The following is a 16,225-nucleotide window of genomic DNA, read 5'->3' as shown; positions in this document are numbered from 1 at the left end:
CCGCCTCAGAACAGCACGTACAGCACGAGGTAGACCACGATACCGAGCGAAAAGGAGACCAGCCACAGCGCCGCTGCGATCCGGCCGACGGTCGGGTGGCGCGTCTCGCGCAACTCGGGCACCGAGTGGGTCAGCGCGAGCACGAGAACGTAGATGACCAGCGGGACGCAGACGATTGCGAGGAGGACGTGGACCCCCAGAATCGCGGGGTAGATCACGCCCTCCACCAGCGGCGGCCCGGAGAAGTCCGTCGGCCCCTCAAGTGCGACGCGATACAGGTACGCGACGAGGAAGAGGGCGAACAGGCCGGTCGTCGACAGCATCGCCGCGCGGTGTCGGGCCACGTCGCCGCGCCGGATCGCGCGCCAGCCGACGACGATGGTACCGATCGCCGCCGCGCTCACGACGGCGTTGACGTGCGGGATAGCGTGGAGCACGCTGTCGGGCGCTCGCGGCAACAGCGCCGGCGGGATCGCCTGCAGCGCCGCGGCGAACACGAGCGCGAGCGCGACGACCGAGAGGATACCCGACACCGCGGGGACGTGCTCCCTGACGTTCATCGCTCGTCTCTCGGGACTCGACCGTCAATGGCGTTGCGCTTCGGAGCGGACCCCGACCGAGAGAGTGTCCGTTGTCGTCAGATCTATCCGTCGGAGAGTCGGCCGGTGGCGGAACCGACCCGGGTCACGGCCACAGGCCGCGAGCCTCGTGAGCCTTCGCCAGTCGGCCGAGCGCGACGGCGTAGGCGGCGTCCCGCCAGCTCACGTCCCGGTCCTCGTACTCGGTTCGAACGGCGTCCCAGGCCGAGAGCATCTCCGTCTCGAGTTCCTCGTTGACGCGCTCCTCGGACCACGCCCGGCGGTTGATATCCTGCAGCCATTCGAAGTAACTCACGGTGACGCCCCCGGCGTTGGCGAGGATGTCGGGGATCACCGGGACGTCGCGCTCCGCGAGTATCTCGTCGGCGCCGAAGGAGACCGGGCCGTTCGCGCCCTCGACGATCACGTCGGCTCGAACGTCCCCCACGTTCGCTTCGGTGATCGCGTTGCCGACGGCCGCGGGGACGAGGACGTCGACGTCGAGCGCGAGCAGTTCGTCGTTCTCGATGGTCCGGTCCGCGTGCCTCGTGACGGCCTCGGGCTCTTCCTCGTGGGACGGGATGGCGCGCGTGTCGAGTCCGCCGGGGTCGTACGCCGCGCCGTTGACGTCGCTGACCGCGACCACGGTGGCACCCCAGTCGTCGAGCAGTCGGGCGGCGTTCGCGCCCACGCTCCCGAACCCCTGGACGGCCACGGTGCTCTCCGAGAGCGGCGACCCGTAGTAGTCGGCGACTTCGCGCGTGACGATAGCGACGCTCCGGCCCGGAGCCTCGGAACGCCCCTCGCTCCCGCCGATCACCGGCGGTTTTCCGGTGACGACCCCCGGGATCGTTTCGGCCTCCTGCATGCTGTAGGCGTCCATCATCCACGACATCGTCTCGGCGTCGGTGCCCATGTCCGGCGCGGGGATGTCCGTCGTCGGTCCGATGACGTTCCGGATCTCGTCGGTGAACCGTCTGGTGAGACGCTCTCGTTCGTCGTCGCTGAGTTCCTTCGGATCGACGACGACGCCGCCTTTCGCACCACCGAACGGGATGTCCATCACCGCGCACTTCCAGGTCATCCACATGGCGAGGCCGATGCACTCCTCGCGCGACACTTCGGGGTGAAATCGGATCCCGCCCTTGTACGGACCGCGGACGCTGTCGTGCTGGGCTCGATAGCCGCGGAACACCTCGACGGTCCCGTCGTCGCGTTCGATCGGGACCGTCACCTCGTGGACCCCGTCGGGATAGGTGAACCGCTCTACGACGTTGGGGTCGACGTCGACGAGCGCGACCGCCCTGTCGAGCTGGCGGCGCGCCGTCGACAGCGCGGACTCTGAGGCGTCCGGTGCGGGTTCGAGACTATCGGCTGTCGACTGGTCGGACGTGTCTGAAGACATGGGATGTGTGACCGCTCACTCGAGAGACATCGCGCGATTCTGGAACTCGCCGTCGCACTCTGTGCAGTTCCCGGGGTGGGACTCCGCTTCGACGATCGTTCCGCAGACGAGACACTCGTAGGTCGACGGCGCGTCCGGATCCGCTTTCAGGTCGAGGTTGTGCGGCATACTCGAAGATGGGCGGATGACTATATAATATTAAGTATTTAGGGTATATAATTACATATTAATATCTGTGGCGCCGGGCGACGGCTCGATGTCGTCCGATAGAATCAGGGACAGGAAAAGCGTCGCTACGGCTCCGGAACGGAAAACGCGCAAAAAACGTGCCGAACGGGGAGCGGGCGCGTCAGTGGAAGGTGCGGCCGACTTCCTTCTCCTCGATTTCGGTCTCGCCGGGGCCGAAGCGCTCCTCGATCTCCTCGTAGCGCTCCTTGACCTCCTCGTCGACGCTGGCCCTGACCTCGTCGAGCGCGTGCTCGAAGTGGTCCATCGTGACCTTCACGTTGCGGACCGAGTCGCCGATCTCCTCGGGACTGACGCTCGCGATGAACTCGCGGGTCGCGGCCATGGAGGCCTCGCGCGTGACGGCCTCGATGTCCGCGCCGACGTAGCCGTCCGTGCGCTCCGCGAGTTCGTCCAGGTCCACGTCGTCCGCCAGCGGCTTGTCCCGCGTGTGGACTTCGAGGATCTTCCGGCGACCCTCCTCGTCCGGGACGGGCACGTGGACGTGCCTGTCGAGTCTGCCCGGCCGGAGCAGGGCGGAGTCGATGAGGTCCGGTCGGTTCGTGGTCGCGATGACCACGACGTCCTCCAGTTCCTCGAGCCCGTCCAGTTCCGTCAGGAGCTGGGAGACGACGCGTTCACCGACGCCGGAGTCGGTGGACTGGCCGCCGCGTTCGCCCGCGATGGAGTCGATCTCGTCGAAGAACACCACCGTTGGTGCGTTCGACCGGGCCTTCTCGAACACCTCGCGGACGCCCTTCTCGGACTCGCCCACGAACTTGTTCAGCAGTTCGGGGCCCTTGATCGAGATGAAGTTCGACTGGGCCTCGTTGGCGATGGCCTTCGCGAGCAGGGTCTTCCCCGTGCCCGGCGGGCCGTACATGAGGACGCCCTTCGCGGCGTCCATGTCCATGGCCTCGAACACCTCGGGGTAGTCCAGCGGCCACTGGATCGTCTCGCGGAGGCGCTCTTTCGTCTCTTCGAGCCCGCCGACCTGGTCCCAGGTCACGTCGGGCACCTCGACGAACACCTCACGCAGGGCCGAGGGTTCGATCCCCTTCAGCGCCTGCTTGAAGTCCTGTTCGGTGACTTCCAGGTGTTCGAGCACCTCCGCGTCGATCTGGTCGGACTCGAGGTCGAGCTCCGGCCGGATGCGGCGCAGCGCGTTCATCGCCGACTCCTTGGCCAGCGACTCGAGGTCCGCGCCGACGAAGCCGTGCGTGCTCTCGGCGTACTGGTCGAGGTCGATGTCCTCGACCAGGGGCATCCCGCGGGTGTGGACCTGCAGGATCTCCTTGCGGCCGTTCTTGTCCGGGACGCCGATCTCGATCTCCCGGTCGAAGCGGCCACCGCGGCGCAGGGCCGGGTCGATGGCGTCGACGCGGTTGGTCGCGCCGATGACGATGACCTGTCCGCGCTCCTCGAGCCCGTCCATCAGGCTGAGCAGCTGTGCGACGACGCGCCGTTCCACGTCACCCTGGGTCTCGCCGCGCTTGGGCGCGATCGAGTCGATCTCGTCGATGAAGACGATCGCCGGGGAGTTCTCCTCGGCCTCGTCGAACACCTCGCGGAGTTGTTCCTCGGACTCACCGTAGTACTTCGACATGATCTCCGGGCCGGAGATGTCGGTGAAGTACGCGTCGATCTCGTTGGCGACCGCTTTCGCCATGAGCGTCTTCCCGGTGCCGGGCGGGCCGTGGAGCAGGACGCCCTTCGGCGGTTCGATGCCGAGCGTCTCGAACAGCTCCGGGTGACGCATCGGCAGTTCGATCATCTCGCGGACCTGTTCGAGTTCGTCGTCCAGGCCGCCGATGTCCTCGTAGGTGATGTCCGGGGCGGTGCCGTCGGCGGCGCCGGCCGCACCCTCCTGGATCTGCTCGGCGGGCTTCTCGGCCACGTCGACCTCCGTCGAGTCCGTGACGACCACGGTCCCAGACGGGTCGGTCTCGGCGACCTTCAGCGGGATCTTCTGGCCGCTCATCGAGGAGAGCGGGCCGAGCCCGAAGCTGACGGGCACGGTCTGGCCCTCGGTGATGGCCTGTCCGCTGAGGTTGTTCCGGATCATCGGGCCGACGTTCCCGCGAACGCGGAGGTTCTGCGGGAGCGCGACGCTGACTCGCGTCGCGGGCTTCACGTCGGCCTTCTCGACGTCGACGTTGTCGTCGATGCCGACGTCGGCCTCCTGCCGGAGCCGCCCGTCGATACGGATGACGCCGCGGCCCTCGTCCTCGGGGTAGCCGGGCCAGACTCGCGCGACCGCGCGGGAGTCCCTGCCCTCGATGACGATGTAGTCTCCGTTCTCGAGGTCGAGCTCGGACATCGCCGCGCGGTCGATGGCGGCCAGTCCACGGCCCGCGTCTTTCTGTTTGAGGGGCTTGACAGTGAGTCTCATGCGTCCACCTCGATAGTGAGGACGCCGTTGCGGATAAACGCTTGCGCGTCCCCCGCAAGCTCCAGATCGTACTGCTCGTCGTCCACGACGACGATGACCGCATCGTCGAGCACGTCCACGGACGCGTCCCGGCTCGGACCGAGGTCCGCCGCCAGCACCGTCTCGTCGTCGTACTCGTAGCGCCGCAGCCCGACGTCGTCGGACAGCTGTTGGGTTCCGGTCATACTAACTCGTAGTTAGCGCGATAAGTATATAAAGCTATCGCAACTTTACCGGGGGACGTACCCATATTTGCGGGAAACGGTAGAATTGCGGTTCACACTGACAGCGTTCAAATAGATGCGCGCGTGTGGGGATTGATTTCCGCCCACCTCTCGCTCGCTCAATGCCACTCGCCCGCTCCAAACCTCTCCCCCGCCCAGCGTGGGGCGGAGGTCTTTGGGGGAGTGAACCGAACGGAGACGTATGCAGACCGTTCGACACCACGGCCGCGAGACGGCCTATCGGCTGGCGGGCGCCACCGGCACGGTCTCCGCCGGCGACGCGGGCGACGACGAGCGAGTCCTCTACGTCCACGGGAGCGGTGCGACACATCGCGTGTGGGCCGCTCAGTACGGTGCCGATGGACCCGCTCGGCCCGCCGCGGCGGTGGACCTGAGCGGCCACGGCGATTCGGACGACGTCGACACCGAACCCGGTCCCGAGACGCTCGACGCGTACGCGAGAGACGTGATCGCCGTCGCTCGCGAGACGAACGCGACCGTGCTCGCCGGCAACTCGCTGGGCGGTGCCGTCGTCCAGCACGTCGCGCTCGACACCGAGTTCGAGCCCTCGGCGCTGGTGCTTGCGGGAACCGGCGCGAAACTCAGTGTGCTCGACGACCTCCGGGAGTGGCTGACCGACGACTTCGAGCGCGCCGTCGAGTTCCTCCACGGCGACGACCGACTCTTCCACGACGCCGACGAACGGACGCTCGAACGCTCGAAGTCCGAGATGCGCTCCGCGGGGCAAGCGGTCACGCGCCGCGACTTCCTGACGTGCCACACGTTCGACGTCCGCGACCGACTGGACGAGATCGACACCCCCGCTCTCGCCGTCGTCGGCGAACACGACTCGCTGACGCCGCCCGCGTACCACGAGTATCTGGCCGAACGCGTCCCCGGCTGTGAGTACGCCGAGATCGACGACGCCGCTCACCTCGCGATGGCCGAGCGACCGATCGCCTTCAATCGGACGGTGCGAGCGTTTCTCGACGGGGTGGAGCGCTAAATACGATCGAGGGAGGTTCGGAGGTCAGCGGAAAACAGGGCACTCAAGGTGCTGTCGTCGGAAACGTCGCACGTGCCAGCGCGCGTCGAGGAGACAGACCCGGAGGGCGTCGACTACGGGCGAGTGATGCAGATCACGTTCGTGGTCACGATCCTCGCGGGAGCGCCCCTCGTCGCGGCCCTCTCGCTCGCCGTCGAGTTGACCAGCTGGACCGATCGCGCGCTGTTCGCCGTCCGCGTCGGTGCCGTCGTCTGGATACTCACCGCACTCTCCGTGTTCGTCTACGAGCGCCACCACACCGACTGAGCGGCCGTCTCGAGGCGTGCTCGCGGGTCAGACCCTGTCCTCCACCCACTGGAAGTCGAGTCCGGCGGCGCGGGCCGCTTCTCTGTCGGACTCGGAGTCGCCGACGAACAGCGACCGCGCCGGGTCGGCCCCGAGCAACTCGACGGCGTGCAACAGCGGGCCGGGGTCGGGCTTGACCGTCTCGTGAGAGTCACGGCCGACGACCGCGTCGACGTGTCCGTCGAGCCCGTGGAGTTCGAGGGCGATCCGACACGACGCCTCGCAGTTCAGCGAACAGACGCCGACGGGCACCGAGTGCGGGAGGTCCTCGGCGAGCGCCAGTCGGCCCGCGCTCCGGGCGCCTTCGCGTTCGAACTCGGCGATGGCGCCGTCGACCCTGTCCAGCAGGCCGTCAGCCGCCGCGAGCTCCCGCATGTCCCAGATGTTCGCGTCGGACACGTCGTGGCCCCGGGCGCGGAGGATCGCCGCACAGCGCTCGGCCACGTCCGCCCAGTCCACGTCGAGTCGGACGAGCGTGCCGTCCAGGTCGTAAACGATCGCGTCGTACTCCGTCACGAGCGGCGATAGGCGCCTGGTCCGCAAATGCGCTTCGACAGCGATCGACCGACGGCGGGGCGGCGGGTCGAACAGCTACTCGCCGAGCAGGTCGCGGGCGATGATGTTCTTCTGGATCTGGCTGGTCCCCTCGTAGATGGTCGTCACCTTCGCGTCGCGGTACAACCGCTCGACCGGGAAGTCGGTCGTGTAGCCGTAGCCGCCGTGGATCTGGACGGCCTCGTTGGTCACGTCGACCGCCGCCTCGCTGGCGAAGTACTTCGCGACGCTCGCCGCGGTCCGCGCGTCCTCGCCGCGGTCCTGCGCCATCGCGGCCTGCCACGTCAGCGCCCGCGCCGCCCGCACGTCCGTCCACATGTCCGCGAGCTTGTGCCGGATCGACTGGATGTCGCCGATCGGCCGGTCGAACTGCTCGCGTTCGCCTGCGTAGGCCACGGCCTCGTCCAGTGCGGCCCGTGCCAGCCCGACGGACTGGGCGGCGATCCCGATCCGGCCGCCCGTCAGGATAGCGAAGGCCGCAGCGAGTCCCCGCCCCGGTTCGGTGAGCCGGTAGCGCGCCGGCACACGCACCTCGTCGAACACGAGACTGGTCGTATCGCTGGCCCGCAGGCCGAGTTTCTCCTCTTTCTTCCCGACCTCGAGGCCGTCCGCGTCGGTCGGGACGAGGAACTGCGTCACCGACCCGGGGTCGTCGGGGTCGGTCTTCGCGAAGACGACCGCGACGCCCGCGCGCTCGCCGTTCGTGATCCACTGTTTCTTCCCGTCGATGACGTACTCGTCCCCGTCGTCGGTCTCGCGCGCGGTCGTGGACATCTCGGCCGGGTTCGACCCAGCGTCGGGTTCCGAGAGCGCGAACGCGCCGACGGGCCGGCCGTCGACCATCTCCGGGAGCCACTCCTCGCGGACGGACGCCTCCCCGAACTCGGCGAGACAGGACGTGGCGAGGCAGTGGACCGACAGGGCGGTCGCGACCGCGAGCGACCCGGCGGCGACCTCCTCGTTGACGACCGCGTAGGTCAGCCGGTCGGCGTCGAACCCGCCGTACTCCTCGGGGACGGTCAGCCCGGTCAGGTCCAACTCGGCGAGGCCGTCCCATACCTGCTCCGGGAAGGCGCCGTCACGGTCGGCCTCGGCGGCGACCGGCCGGATCTCCTCGTCCGCGAACTCGCGGACCGTCTCGCGGATCGCTTCCTGCGTGGCCGAAAGCTCCATGCGGCTGTCTTCGGCGAGCGACGGCAAAAATTGCCCGACCGTCCCGGCGGTCAGGGACTCGGGGGTCAGGGACTCGACGGGCAGTTGACCGCGGGCGCGCTCAGCGTGACTGGTGTGGATTTGGCCCCCGTATTGTAGGGGTACGTGTCCGGAACGGCCACTTTGCCGTTGATGTATATCCGGTTCGTGTACCCCGCAGACACGTCGATTATCTTGAGCTTGCTGCCGGAACAGCCGGGTTTGAACACCATGTAGATGTCGTTGGTCGGCTCGCTCCCGCTCGGGTCGAGGATGATATCGCTCCCGCTCCGTGTGTAGGCGTCCTTTCCGGGTTCGTCCGACGGGTCGTCGGTCCAGTTCAGACCGCCACCGACGCTGTTCCAGTGGACGTTGTCGGTCATCACGATGACCCAGACCGGCGGTGAGAACCCCTCGATCGATCTATCGTACCGTCTGATGTAGTGCCAGTGGTTGGTCACCGGAATCGTCCCGATGTCCTTCTTCGCGACCGAGTTGCCCATCGTCCGATCCGGCCCCGTCCCGTCGGGGTCGATCTCGATACCGAACGTGAAGTCCGGCTGGACGCGGACCTTCTGGCTGTCGGTCGCGTTGTCGATGTAGGCGTACTCGAACTTCTCCGGGAGCGGTCTGATCCGGTCGCACGCGAGCGCACGCTCCATCCGATGGTCCGTGACCGGGTACGTCGTATCGCCCTCTTTCGAGAGGATCTCGATGTGGTCGCCGGGGTACAGACAGCTGAAATCGAGCCGTTCGTGACCGTCCCACCGGTAGACGCGGTTGTCGTTGACTTCCAGAATGTACGTGGAATCTTCGTTTCTGAGCGATTTGGGGGCGACCTTGAGACTGTCGGCGCCGCCCTCCTCGAATTCGATGTCGAACGTCCCGACGCCGTGAACCTGTGACCCCTCCTGCGTCGAGCGCGCGATGTCGGTCGTCAGGACGGTCACCAGCGTCGCGAGCAGGACGACGATGACGACCATGATCGTCACACCGACCGGTGTCGACACCCCGAGAACCCCTGTCTCCCCGCCGGACTGGTCGAACATTACCTCACCCCTATCTGTCACGCCTGTTTACACGACACCACTAAATGTTCTTCGAGTGGTTTCTCGTTCTGAAAACACCGACGGGGACCGGTGGGACCGTTCAGTTCGAGTCGACGAGTTCGACGTCGAGTTCCGCTTCGAGGGCGCCGATCAGCGAGCCGCCGACGTTGGCTTGCGTGGCGCGGCCCTGTTCGACCGCGAGCACGTCGGACTCCTCGGCGTCGATGGCGTCGGCGAGTTCGGCGGTCTGGAGGCCGGCGTCCTGTCGGGCTTCGACGAGCACGTCGCCGTAGTCGTTCACGAGGTAGGGGAGCTGGTCGTCGTCGTAGTCCGCGCCGTCCTCCCAGTGAGAGGTGTCCGTCCGGGTCGCGTCCTGCATGCGGGCGGTGTTCTGGGCGGCCCGTTTCTTCCGGTTGCGGTCGCCGTCGCGACCGCTGTCGCCGCCCGACCCGCTCGACTGTGTCTCGTCGTGCTGGGCGCAGTCGGAACAGACGCTGAGCGTCGCGCCCGCGACGTTCGCGGTCTGGAGGTCGACGTTCTCCGCGCCGCAGAGTTCGCAACTGTCGCTGGCGCTGGAGCCGGCGCCACCGGTCGAGTACTTCGCCATATGGGGGGTAGTGGGTAGGCCCTATTTGAATGACCCGTTTTCTCTCGTCCGTATGACCTGACAGACGACCGGAGTCGTCGGACGTAAACGAAAGGGCTTTTATCGGGGCCAAGGCAACCAATAATCGCAGGCAGACAGACACCCGGTGCGTGGGTAGCCAAGCCAGGCCAACGGCGCAGCGTTGAGGGCGCTGTCCCGTAGGGGTCCGCCGGTTCAAATCCGGTCCCACGCACTACCAGTCCGCTCACCGCGGACGGAAGTGCAGGTGCATTCCCTTGGGACTGCACCCACGCAAATTTCCTACCGAAGCGACGTAGCGAGCGACGGCTATCCCTCTCCGTCGGGGACGGACGTGCAGGTGCAGTCCCTCGGGAGTCACGCGAACGCAGCGAGCGTGGCGACGATGGAACCGGTGAGCGGAGACCGTTCGGTCCGCGGACGCTGCGCTCACCGACCGCGGACGACGAGCGAGAGGGCGAGCGCGAGCGCGGCGGCCGCGAACCCGGCGAGCAGGAGAAAGAGCACCTGGGTCGAGCCGTACGTGAGCGCCGCCCCCGTGACCGAGGCGCCGAGCGCGCCGATGCCGAAGATGGCGAGATACGTGTAGCCGAAGGAGAGCCCCCGGTGTTCGGGCGGGGAGTACTTCGCGATGGCCGCCTGGGTGAGCGGTTGCATCCCGAACAGCGCGAAGCCGAGCGCGACGCTGACCGCGATCAAAGCCGGAAGCGAGCGCGACGCGGGGACGAACAGGACGGCGATCACGACGAGCGACGTGAGTACCGCGGCCAGTCCCTTCTCGGGCGCGACGGCGTCGGTGAGTCGCCCGCCGACGTACTGGCCGCCGATGCCGACGGCGAGCAACCCGGTGTACAGATACCGGGAGAGGCCGAACTCCCCGGCGACCGCTCCGTCGGCGACCGGACCGAGTCCGGCCCCGCCCGCCGCGCCGACCAGCGGTTCGAGGAAGTCGCTCAGCAGTCCGGGGAGGAAGGTCAACATGCCGCGGTAGTACAGACCGTTGAACATCACGAGGGCTAACACCGTAAGGAATCCGACGGTACACAGCCCACGAGAGGCCGAGAGGAACTCCGAGAGCGACTCGACGTTCGCCTCCGGCGTCTCGCCACCGTCTGTTTGCCGGCGCTCGTCGCGTCCCGAGGAACCGCCGGTCACGCCGTTCGCGGAGCCTCCGTCGGTGGCCGCCATCGCCGCGGTCTCGTCGAACTCCACGCGCAGCCCGACGAGACTCGCCGCGAGCGCCGGGACCGCGAGAGCCGCGACCGCCACGCGCCAGTCGACGACGACCAGCAGGAGCGCGGTCAGGAAGGGGCCGGCGACGTTGCCGGCGTTGGCGGCCATCCCGTGGTAGGCGAACGCGGCACCGCGCGCTTCGACGCCCTTGCTGATCAGCGTCAGACCGGCGGGGTGGTAGACGCTGGCGGCGATGCCCCAGAGAGCGAGTGCGACTGCGACGCCCGCGACGCCCGGGAGCACGCTCAACAGGAGGAAGGAGAGCCCCATCCCGAGCATGCACGCGACGACGAGTACGCGGGAGCCGAAGCGGTCGACGAGGAGGCCCGCGGGGAGGGCGCCCACGCCGAACAGGCCGTACCCGACGGCGACGACGGTGCCGAGCGTCGCCGACGTGACGGGGAACTCGACGAGCCAGACGGTCAGCAGTATCGGCACCGCCAGTTCGTACGTGTGAACCAGTCCGTGGCCGGCCATGACGAACGCGGTGATCGACCGGTCGTTTCGGTTCATCGCCGGACCGACCACCCGCGTCTTCGAGCGTCCATCGTGTCGCTATCTACACACCACTGATTGAATGCGATTTTCGTTGTGCATCCGAAGGATACGGGCGGCCATATCTACGGTTCCGAAGAGCGGCCTGCCGGAACCGGGGGCGGCGGCGGGCCGAAGTGGTCGGGGACCGGGTCAGTAGCTCGCGTCCCGGACGACGTTGAGATCGAAGGCCTCGTCGGCCGGTTCGTCGTCCGGCGTGAGATACCCCTGGGCGAACGCCGTGTAGACGGCGCCACCGCGCAGCGCCACGTCGTAGTCGGCGACCACGTCGCCGCTCTTGTCGACGATGTCGTTGTCCAGCAACACGTCGAAGTGGTGCCTGACCGTCTTGTAGTCGAGGTCGTCGGCCAGCTGGTGCGCGTTGCGCGGCCTGTCGTCGATCGCCTGGAGGACCCGGATGCGGTTTCGGCCCCCGCGCGTGCCCGTGAGCACGTGCCAGAGGGTCCCCTCCATTACCAACTCGCAACGGAGCACACTCCGTAAGCGTACCGGAGTACCCGCCGAAGCCAGCGTGTCCGTCACTGTGAGTCGGGTCGGTCGAGTTCCACCGTCTCTCGGCCGTCCGTCTCCACGATGTCGGGCGAGTCTCCGCCGACCACGCGCTCCAGCGCCTCCGTCTCGATGCCGAGTTCCTCGCGCTGCTCGGCCAGTCGCCGCTCGATGCGGACGTAGGCGTCGTTCTCGGCGAGCGTGGCGTCCCCGACCCTCGCTTCGAGCGTCGCCTTCTTCGAGGCGAGCGCGAGGAACCGCCGGAGGGCGTCGTCGTAGGTCGCTCGCCGAACCATCTCGTCGACGACGGCGACGAGTTCCGCCCGCCCGACCGGCTTGACGAGGTACTCGTCGAACGGGAGGTCCACGACGTCGGCCGTCGGGGCGACGGCGGTGACCATGACCACGCGACAGTCGAGCGCGCGCTCCTGAACGCGTGTAAGCACGTTGTCGCCCGCCAGCCCCGGCATCCGCCGGTCGAGCAACACGACCTCGACACCGGGACCGAGCGCTTCGAGCGCCGCCTCGCCGCTGTACACCGCCTCGACATCGTAATCGTCCGCGAGGAACTGCGCGTAGGTGTCCGCGATCGGCCGACTGTCGTCGACGATCAGCACCGTCGGCTCCGCCGTCATCCGCCCGCCCCCGGCGTCGACACGCCTCCGTCGCCGTGCGGTCTGATCGCCCTCATTGTCGAACGATTCGTCACCCGATGCAAGTAGATTTCGCCCTGATTCACAGAGATGAGAACTAGTCGAGGATATCGACGGGCGCCATAGAGAGGACGTATTCGCCATGTAGCGGTACCCCTTCCAGATGTCGGGCCGAAGTCGTATTGGAGTATCAAATCTGATTTCTTGACCCCAACTTTCATATCATCCCACCTCATGTGACAAAATGCGGCACCAGCACGGTGCCACACCCACCCCACCCCCACACCCACCCACCCCACCTTTCCTACGTGCGTCACCCGACCAGTGACGACGCCGTGAGGCCGTCGTCGCGGCGACGTGTCGAAACACGTGAGTGGCAACCGCCTCTACGGCGGGGTATGGTATCCGTTTCGACCGTGCTCCTCGCACTGGTGACCGGCTTTCTGACCGGCGCGGTCTTCCGATTTCTGAACGTCCCGATCCCAGCGCCGCCGAACGCGGCCGGCGTGCTCGGCATCGTCGGTATCTACGTGGGGTACGTCGTACTCGACCACTTCGACGTCGGGATCGACGTGCTCAGCTACTTCTAGGGAGCAGTTCGAACGAAGAGCGAAGGGGCCGAATCAGTCGTCGGCCGAGGAGTGGCCGACGACGGGCCGCTGGACGTCGCGGTCGGTCTGTTCCCCTTCGATGTCGTAGGGGTACTCGCCGGTCACACAGCCCAGACAGAGGTCCGTCTCGCTCTTGTGGAGCGACTCCGCGATGGCCTCGATCGAGAGGTAGGAGAGCGAGTCGGCCTGGATCTCCTCCCGGATCTCCTCGACCGACCGGTCCGCCGCGATGAGCTCCTCACGGCTCGCCATGTCGATGCCCATGTAACAGGGCGCGACGATCGGCGGCGCGCCGATCCGGACGTGGACCTCCTCGGCGCCGGCCTCGTAGAGTAGTTCCACGAGCTGCGAGGAGGTCGTCCCGCGGACGATGGAGTCGTCGATGACGGTCACGGTCTTGCCCTCGACGGTGCTCTTGATCGGGTTGAGCTTCAGCCGGACGGCGCGTTCGCGCTCGTCCTGCGTGGGCATGATGAACGTCCGCCCGACGTACCGGTTCTTCATCAGTCCCTCCGCGAACTCGACGCCCTCGGGCGCCGCGTCGGCGTACCCGGAGGCGAACGACCGGCCCGAGTCGGGGACGGGCATGACCACGTCGGTCTCGATACCGGACTCCTCCCAGAGCGCGCGGCCGAGGTCGCGACGCACCTCGTAGACGAGTTCGTCGTCGATGACCGAGTCCGGTCGCGCGAAGTAGACGTGCTCGAAGAAGCAGTGTGCGGTCTGTTCCGTCTCGACGAGCTGGTACGTGTCGAACCCGCTCCCGTCGTCGTGGAGGACGACGAGTTCGCCGGGTTTGACGTCCCGGACGAGTTCGCCGTCGAGCGTGTCGATGGCGGCGCTCTCGGAGGCGAGCACGTAGCCGTCCTCGAGTTCGCCGATACAGAGCGGTCGGTTGCCCTGCGGGTCCCGCACGCCCAGCACGGTCTCGTCGTGGGTGATCGTCAGCGAGTACGAGCCGTGGATGCGGCTCATCGTTCGCTTGACCGCCCTGACGAGGTCCTCCTCGAGGAGGTTGCGCGCCAGGTCGTGAGCGATGACCTCCGTGTCGCCGTCGGAGGTGAACGCGTGACCCAGCGCCGCGAGCTCCTCGCGGAGCTCGTCGGTGTTGATGAGGTTGCCGTTGTGGGCGAGTCCGAGCGACCCGCTCTTGAACGAGACGGAGAACGGCTGGGCACAGCAGTTGTTGACGCTGCCGGAGGTCGGGTACCGGACGTGACCGATACCGTTCGACCCGTTCAGCGAGTCCAGATCGTCCTCGTCGAAGGCGTCGCCGACGAGGCCCATCTCGACGTGTTCGTACTGCTGGAACCCGTCGTGGGTGACGATACCAGCGGACTCCTGGCCGCGGTGCTGGAGAGCGTAGAGCGAATAGTAGAGAGGGCGGGCGACGTCACGGCCCGCGGTGGAGATGCCGACAACGCCGCACTTCTCGTGCATTTACTACTCGCCCGCTTTGTCCTGCCAGGCGTAATCTCGTCGCTTGGCCGACTTACCGAACCCGCAGGATGCACAGACTTTGTTCTTTGCGTGGTACGACTTCTCGCCACACCGGCGACACTTGACGTGTGTCGTGGTGTTTTTCTTCCCCTGACTCGGGGTTCCTGCGCCAGTCATGGGTTGATCGAGACGACGTTGTCGCCGCGTATAATCGTTGTGTCTTGGTCGCCTTCGAGGACCAGATTCATGTGCTGGTCGTAGCCCGAGAGGTCGCCGACGTACTCCTCGCCGCCCTTGAGTCGGACCGTGACCTCCTCGCCGAGCGACGCCTCCAGCACGTCCAGCGGTCGTCCACTCATACCCAGACTGCCTGTCGTCGTGTGCATAAACGTACCGCTTGCCCAATCGGCGTGTCCGCCCCGGACGGCGGTCCGGTCCCGCGACTCCGCCCGCACTCAGAGGTCTACACCGAACGGCGCGAACGCCTCGGCGCGCTCGCCCAGCGCGCCCAGCAGGTCCGCCATCTCGTCCAGGTCCGCCGCGTCGATCACCTCGACCGGCGTGTGCATGTACCGGTTGGGGAGCCCGAGACTGAGCGTCGGCGTCCCGCCTCGCGCCGTGTAGAACGCGTCTGCGTCCGTCCCCGTCCGGCTCCCGGTCGCCTGTAGCTGTACGTCCAGGTCCGCCTCGGCGGCCACGTCACGGACCGCCGCCACGAGCGCCGGGTGGTTCGCGCTCCCCCGCGCCACGACCGGCCCCTCGCCGAGTTCGACGCCGGTGGATTTCTCCCCCGGCACGCCCGGCGAGTCCGTCGCGTGAGTCACGTCGCAGGCGACCACGGCGTCGGGGTCCAGGTCGAACCCGACCATCCGGGCGCCCTGCAGTCCGACCTCCTCCTGGACGGTGCTGACGGCGTACACCGTCGCGTCGGCGCCGGCCTCGACGGCCCGACGCAGCCCCTCTGCCGCCGCCCAGATCCCCACGCGGTTGTCCATCCCCCGCGCGGTCAGGCGCCCGTCTTCGAGCTCTCGCACCCGCTGGGTGAAGGTCACGGGGTCGCCCACCTCGACGAGTTCCTCGGCCGTTTCGCCCTCCTCGACGCCGATGTCGACGTGCTGTCTGGCGATGTCCGGCGCCTCGTCGTCGTCGGAATCCCGGATGTGGATCGCCGTCTGTCCGACGACGCCGTCGATCGGACCGTCGTCGGTGTGAACCGTCACGTGCTGTCCCGGCACGACGGTCTTGTCGGAGCCGCCGACCCGCCCGATCGAGAGGAAGCCGTCGTCGGTGACATCGCGGACGATGAATCCGATCTCGTCGCCGTGGCCCGCGAACGCGACCGATACGTCGCAGTCGTCGCTCCCCTCGTGGACGGCGACGGCGTTGCCGTACTCGTCGGTCTGTACGTCGTCGGCGAACGCTTCGACGTAGTCGATCCAGATCCGCTGACCCGGCACCTCGTAGCCCGAGGGGCTCGCGGTCGAGAGCAGGTCGTCCAGAAATTCGCGGCGCGTGTCGTCCATGGGGCCACCTACTCCCGAATCGCCTTGAAACGTGCGGGTGCCGAATCGACACAGACAGCGTTCGTGTCGGCGTCGAAGGATCGATCG

At 67.3% G+C, this 16,225-nt stretch carries 19 protein-coding genes and 1 tRNA gene; 4 read left to right on the top strand and 16 right to left on the bottom strand.

Features of this window, described 5'->3' with window-relative positions; genetic code table 11:
* Positions 1-5 precede the first annotated feature (5 nt).
* The 5 genes from D1409_RS22415 to D1409_RS22395 all read right to left on the bottom strand — a co-directional run bounded on the left by D1409_RS22415 (position 6) and on the right by D1409_RS22395 (position 4,824).
* Entirely contained in the window at positions 6-560 is a 555-nt protein-coding gene (locus tag D1409_RS22415) for a DUF420 domain-containing protein (protein WP_123539194.1), read from the bottom strand.
* A gap of 124 nt (positions 561-684) precedes the next feature.
* A complete protein-coding gene (gene gdhB / locus D1409_RS22410) occupies positions 685-1,983 on the bottom strand; it encodes a glutamate dehydrogenase GdhB (protein WP_123539193.1) in 1,299 nt (432 codons plus the stop codon).
* A gap of 15 nt (positions 1,984-1,998) precedes the next feature.
* Entirely contained in the window at positions 1,999-2,151 is a 153-nt protein-coding gene (locus tag D1409_RS22405; RefSeq protein ID WP_123539192.1) for a rubrerythrin-like domain-containing protein, read from the bottom strand.
* Positions 2,152-2,332: 181 nt separating this feature from the next.
* Positions 2,333-4,600 carry a CDC48 family AAA ATPase gene (locus D1409_RS22400; protein ID WP_123539191.1) on the bottom strand — a complete coding sequence of 756 codons (2,268 nt, stop codon included), beginning with the start codon at positions 4,598-4,600 and terminating at the stop codon, positions 2,333-2,335.
* Positions 4,597-4,824 (bottom strand): DUF7127 family protein, encoded by a 228-nt coding sequence (locus D1409_RS22395; protein WP_123539190.1) that lies wholly within the window; start codon positions 4,822-4,824, stop codon positions 4,597-4,599. The genes D1409_RS22400 and D1409_RS22395 overlap by 4 nt, the downstream gene beginning before the upstream one ends.
* A 241-nt stretch (positions 4,825-5,065) precedes the next feature.
* Here D1409_RS22395 and D1409_RS22390 point away from each other — a divergent pair, with 241 nt between their 5' ends.
* Both D1409_RS22390 and D1409_RS22385 read left to right on the top strand, forming a co-directional pair.
* Complete coding sequence (locus D1409_RS22390; RefSeq protein ID WP_123539189.1) at positions 5,066-5,869, top strand: alpha/beta fold hydrolase; 804 nt, start codon at positions 5,066-5,068, stop codon at positions 5,867-5,869.
* Between the two features lie 72 nt (positions 5,870-5,941).
* The gene (locus D1409_RS22385; protein ID WP_123539214.1) at positions 5,942-6,175 is read left to right on the top strand and encodes a DUF5822 domain-containing protein; all 234 of its coding nucleotides are present in this window, start codon (positions 5,942-5,944) and stop codon (positions 6,173-6,175) included.
* 27 nt (positions 6,176-6,202) lie between these two features.
* On the opposite strand, the gene D1409_RS22380 is transcribed toward D1409_RS22385, so the two are convergent.
* From D1409_RS22380 to D1409_RS22365, 4 genes are all read right to left on the bottom strand, one after another.
* The gene (locus D1409_RS22380) at positions 6,203-6,730 is read right to left on the bottom strand and encodes an HAD family hydrolase (RefSeq protein WP_123539188.1); all 528 of its coding nucleotides are present in this window, start codon (positions 6,728-6,730) and stop codon (positions 6,203-6,205) included.
* A gap of 75 nt (positions 6,731-6,805) precedes the next feature.
* Positions 6,806-7,942, bottom strand: coding sequence for an acyl-CoA dehydrogenase family protein (locus tag D1409_RS22375; protein WP_123539187.1), 1,137 nt, complete (start codon positions 7,940-7,942; stop codon positions 6,806-6,808).
* Between the two features lie 65 nt (positions 7,943-8,007).
* Positions 8,008-9,009, bottom strand: a complete 1,002-nt coding sequence (locus tag D1409_RS22370) for a hypothetical protein (protein WP_123539186.1) — start codon at positions 9,007-9,009, stop codon at positions 8,008-8,010.
* 100 nt (positions 9,010-9,109) lie between these two features.
* Positions 9,110-9,616 (bottom strand): helix-turn-helix domain-containing protein, encoded by a 507-nt coding sequence (locus tag D1409_RS22365; RefSeq protein WP_123539185.1) that lies wholly within the window; start codon positions 9,614-9,616, stop codon positions 9,110-9,112.
* A 147-nt stretch (positions 9,617-9,763) separates the two neighbouring features.
* Here D1409_RS22365 and D1409_RS22360 point away from each other — a divergent pair.
* Positions 9,764-9,848: transfer RNA gene (locus D1409_RS22360), tRNA-Leu, on the top strand.
* A gap of 215 nt (positions 9,849-10,063) precedes the next feature.
* Here the strand turns inward: D1409_RS22360 and D1409_RS22355 are convergent.
* The 3 genes from D1409_RS22355 to D1409_RS22345 form a co-directional block, all read right to left on the bottom strand.
* Positions 10,064-11,380: an MFS transporter gene (locus D1409_RS22355; protein ID WP_123539213.1), complete on the bottom strand. Its 1,317-nt coding sequence runs from the start codon at positions 11,378-11,380 to the stop codon at positions 10,064-10,066.
* A 174-nt stretch (positions 11,381-11,554) separates the two neighbouring features.
* A complete protein-coding gene (locus tag D1409_RS25475; RefSeq protein ID WP_123539184.1) occupies positions 11,555-11,875 on the bottom strand; it encodes a winged helix-turn-helix domain-containing protein in 321 nt (106 codons plus the stop codon).
* Positions 11,876-11,940: 65 nt separating this feature from the next.
* A complete protein-coding gene (locus D1409_RS22345; RefSeq protein WP_123539183.1) occupies positions 11,941-12,546 on the bottom strand; it encodes a response regulator transcription factor in 606 nt (201 codons plus the stop codon).
* A gap of 416 nt (positions 12,547-12,962) precedes the next feature.
* Here D1409_RS22345 and D1409_RS22340 point away from each other — a divergent pair, with 416 nt between their 5' ends.
* Positions 12,963-13,154 (top strand): XapX domain-containing protein, encoded by a 192-nt coding sequence (locus tag D1409_RS22340; RefSeq protein WP_123539182.1) that lies wholly within the window; start codon positions 12,963-12,965, stop codon positions 13,152-13,154.
* A gap of 33 nt (positions 13,155-13,187) precedes the next feature.
* Here D1409_RS22340 and purF read toward each other — a convergent pair whose 3' ends face one another.
* The 4 genes from purF to D1409_RS22320 all read right to left on the bottom strand — a co-directional run bounded on the left by purF (position 13,188) and on the right by D1409_RS22320 (position 16,138).
* Complete coding sequence (gene purF, locus D1409_RS22335) at positions 13,188-14,615, bottom strand: amidophosphoribosyltransferase (RefSeq protein WP_123539181.1); 1,428 nt, start codon at positions 14,613-14,615, stop codon at positions 13,188-13,190.
* A 3-nt stretch (positions 14,616-14,618) separates the two neighbouring features.
* Positions 14,619-14,792: a 50S ribosomal protein L37e gene (locus D1409_RS22330; protein ID WP_123539180.1), complete on the bottom strand. Its 174-nt coding sequence runs from the start codon at positions 14,790-14,792 to the stop codon at positions 14,619-14,621.
* Positions 14,789-14,974 (bottom strand): LSM domain-containing protein, encoded by a 186-nt coding sequence (locus D1409_RS22325; RefSeq protein ID WP_123539179.1) that lies wholly within the window; start codon positions 14,972-14,974, stop codon positions 14,789-14,791. The genes D1409_RS22330 and D1409_RS22325 overlap by 4 nt, the downstream gene beginning before the upstream one ends.
* 96 nt (positions 14,975-15,070) lie before the next feature.
* Positions 15,071-16,138, bottom strand: a complete 1,068-nt coding sequence (locus D1409_RS22320) for a M20/M25/M40 family metallo-hydrolase (protein WP_123539178.1) — start codon at positions 16,136-16,138, stop codon at positions 15,071-15,073.
* Positions 16,139-16,225: the final 87 nt, after the last annotated feature.

Source organism: Halosimplex salinum (assembly GCF_003730195.1).
Lineage (GTDB): Archaea > Halobacteriota > Halobacteria > Halobacteriales > Haloarculaceae > Halosimplex > Halosimplex salinum.
This window is presented reverse-complemented; position numbering and strand designations above follow the sequence as displayed.

What these genes read in the sequence shown, in the direction of transcription:
- D1409_RS22415 (WP_123539194.1), bottom strand. Translation starts at nt 560, where the DNA reads ATGAACGTCAGGGAGCACGTCCCCGCGGTGTCGGGTATCCTCTCGGTC.
- gdhB (WP_123539193.1), bottom strand. Translation starts at nt 1,983, where the DNA reads ATGTCTTCAGACACGTCCGACCAGTCGACAGCCGATAGTCTCGAACCC.
- D1409_RS22405 (WP_123539192.1), bottom strand. Translation starts at nt 2,151, where the DNA reads ATGCCGCACAACCTCGACCTGAAAGCGGATCCGGACGCGCCGTCGACC.
- D1409_RS22400 (WP_123539191.1), bottom strand. Translation starts at nt 4,600, where the DNA reads ATGAGACTCACTGTCAAGCCCCTCAAACAGAAAGACGCGGGCCGTGGA.
- D1409_RS22395 (WP_123539190.1), bottom strand. Translation starts at nt 4,824, where the DNA reads ATGACCGGAACCCAACAGCTGTCCGACGACGTCGGGCTGCGGCGCTAC.
- D1409_RS22390 (WP_123539189.1), top strand. Translation starts at nt 5,066, where the DNA reads ATGCAGACCGTTCGACACCACGGCCGCGAGACGGCCTATCGGCTGGCG.
- D1409_RS22375 (WP_123539187.1), bottom strand. Translation starts at nt 7,942, where the DNA reads ATGGAGCTTTCGGCCACGCAGGAAGCGATCCGCGAGACGGTCCGCGAG.
- D1409_RS22370 (WP_123539186.1), bottom strand. Translation starts at nt 9,009, where the DNA reads ATGTTCGACCAGTCCGGCGGGGAGACAGGGGTTCTCGGGGTGTCGACA.
- D1409_RS22365 (WP_123539185.1), bottom strand. Translation starts at nt 9,616, where the DNA reads ATGGCGAAGTACTCGACCGGTGGCGCCGGCTCCAGCGCCAGCGACAGT.
- D1409_RS22355 (WP_123539213.1), bottom strand. Translation starts at nt 11,380, where the DNA reads ATGAACCGAAACGACCGGTCGATCACCGCGTTCGTCATGGCCGGCCAC.
- D1409_RS25475 (WP_123539184.1), bottom strand. Translation starts at nt 11,875, where the DNA reads ATGGAGGGGACCCTCTGGCACGTGCTCACGGGCACGCGCGGGGGCCGA.
- D1409_RS22345 (WP_123539183.1), bottom strand. Translation starts at nt 12,546, where the DNA reads ATGACGGCGGAGCCGACGGTGCTGATCGTCGACGACAGTCGGCCGATC.
- D1409_RS22340 (WP_123539182.1), top strand. Translation starts at nt 12,963, where the DNA reads ATGGTATCCGTTTCGACCGTGCTCCTCGCACTGGTGACCGGCTTTCTG.
- purF (WP_123539181.1), bottom strand. Translation starts at nt 14,615, where the DNA reads ATGCACGAGAAGTGCGGCGTTGTCGGCATCTCCACCGCGGGCCGTGAC.
- D1409_RS22330 (WP_123539180.1), bottom strand. Translation starts at nt 14,792, where the DNA reads ATGACTGGCGCAGGAACCCCGAGTCAGGGGAAGAAAAACACCACGACA.
- D1409_RS22325 (WP_123539179.1), bottom strand. Translation starts at nt 14,974, where the DNA reads ATGAGTGGACGACCGCTGGACGTGCTGGAGGCGTCGCTCGGCGAGGAG.
- D1409_RS22320 (WP_123539178.1), bottom strand. Translation starts at nt 16,138, where the DNA reads ATGGACGACACGCGCCGCGAATTTCTGGACGACCTGCTCTCGACCGCG.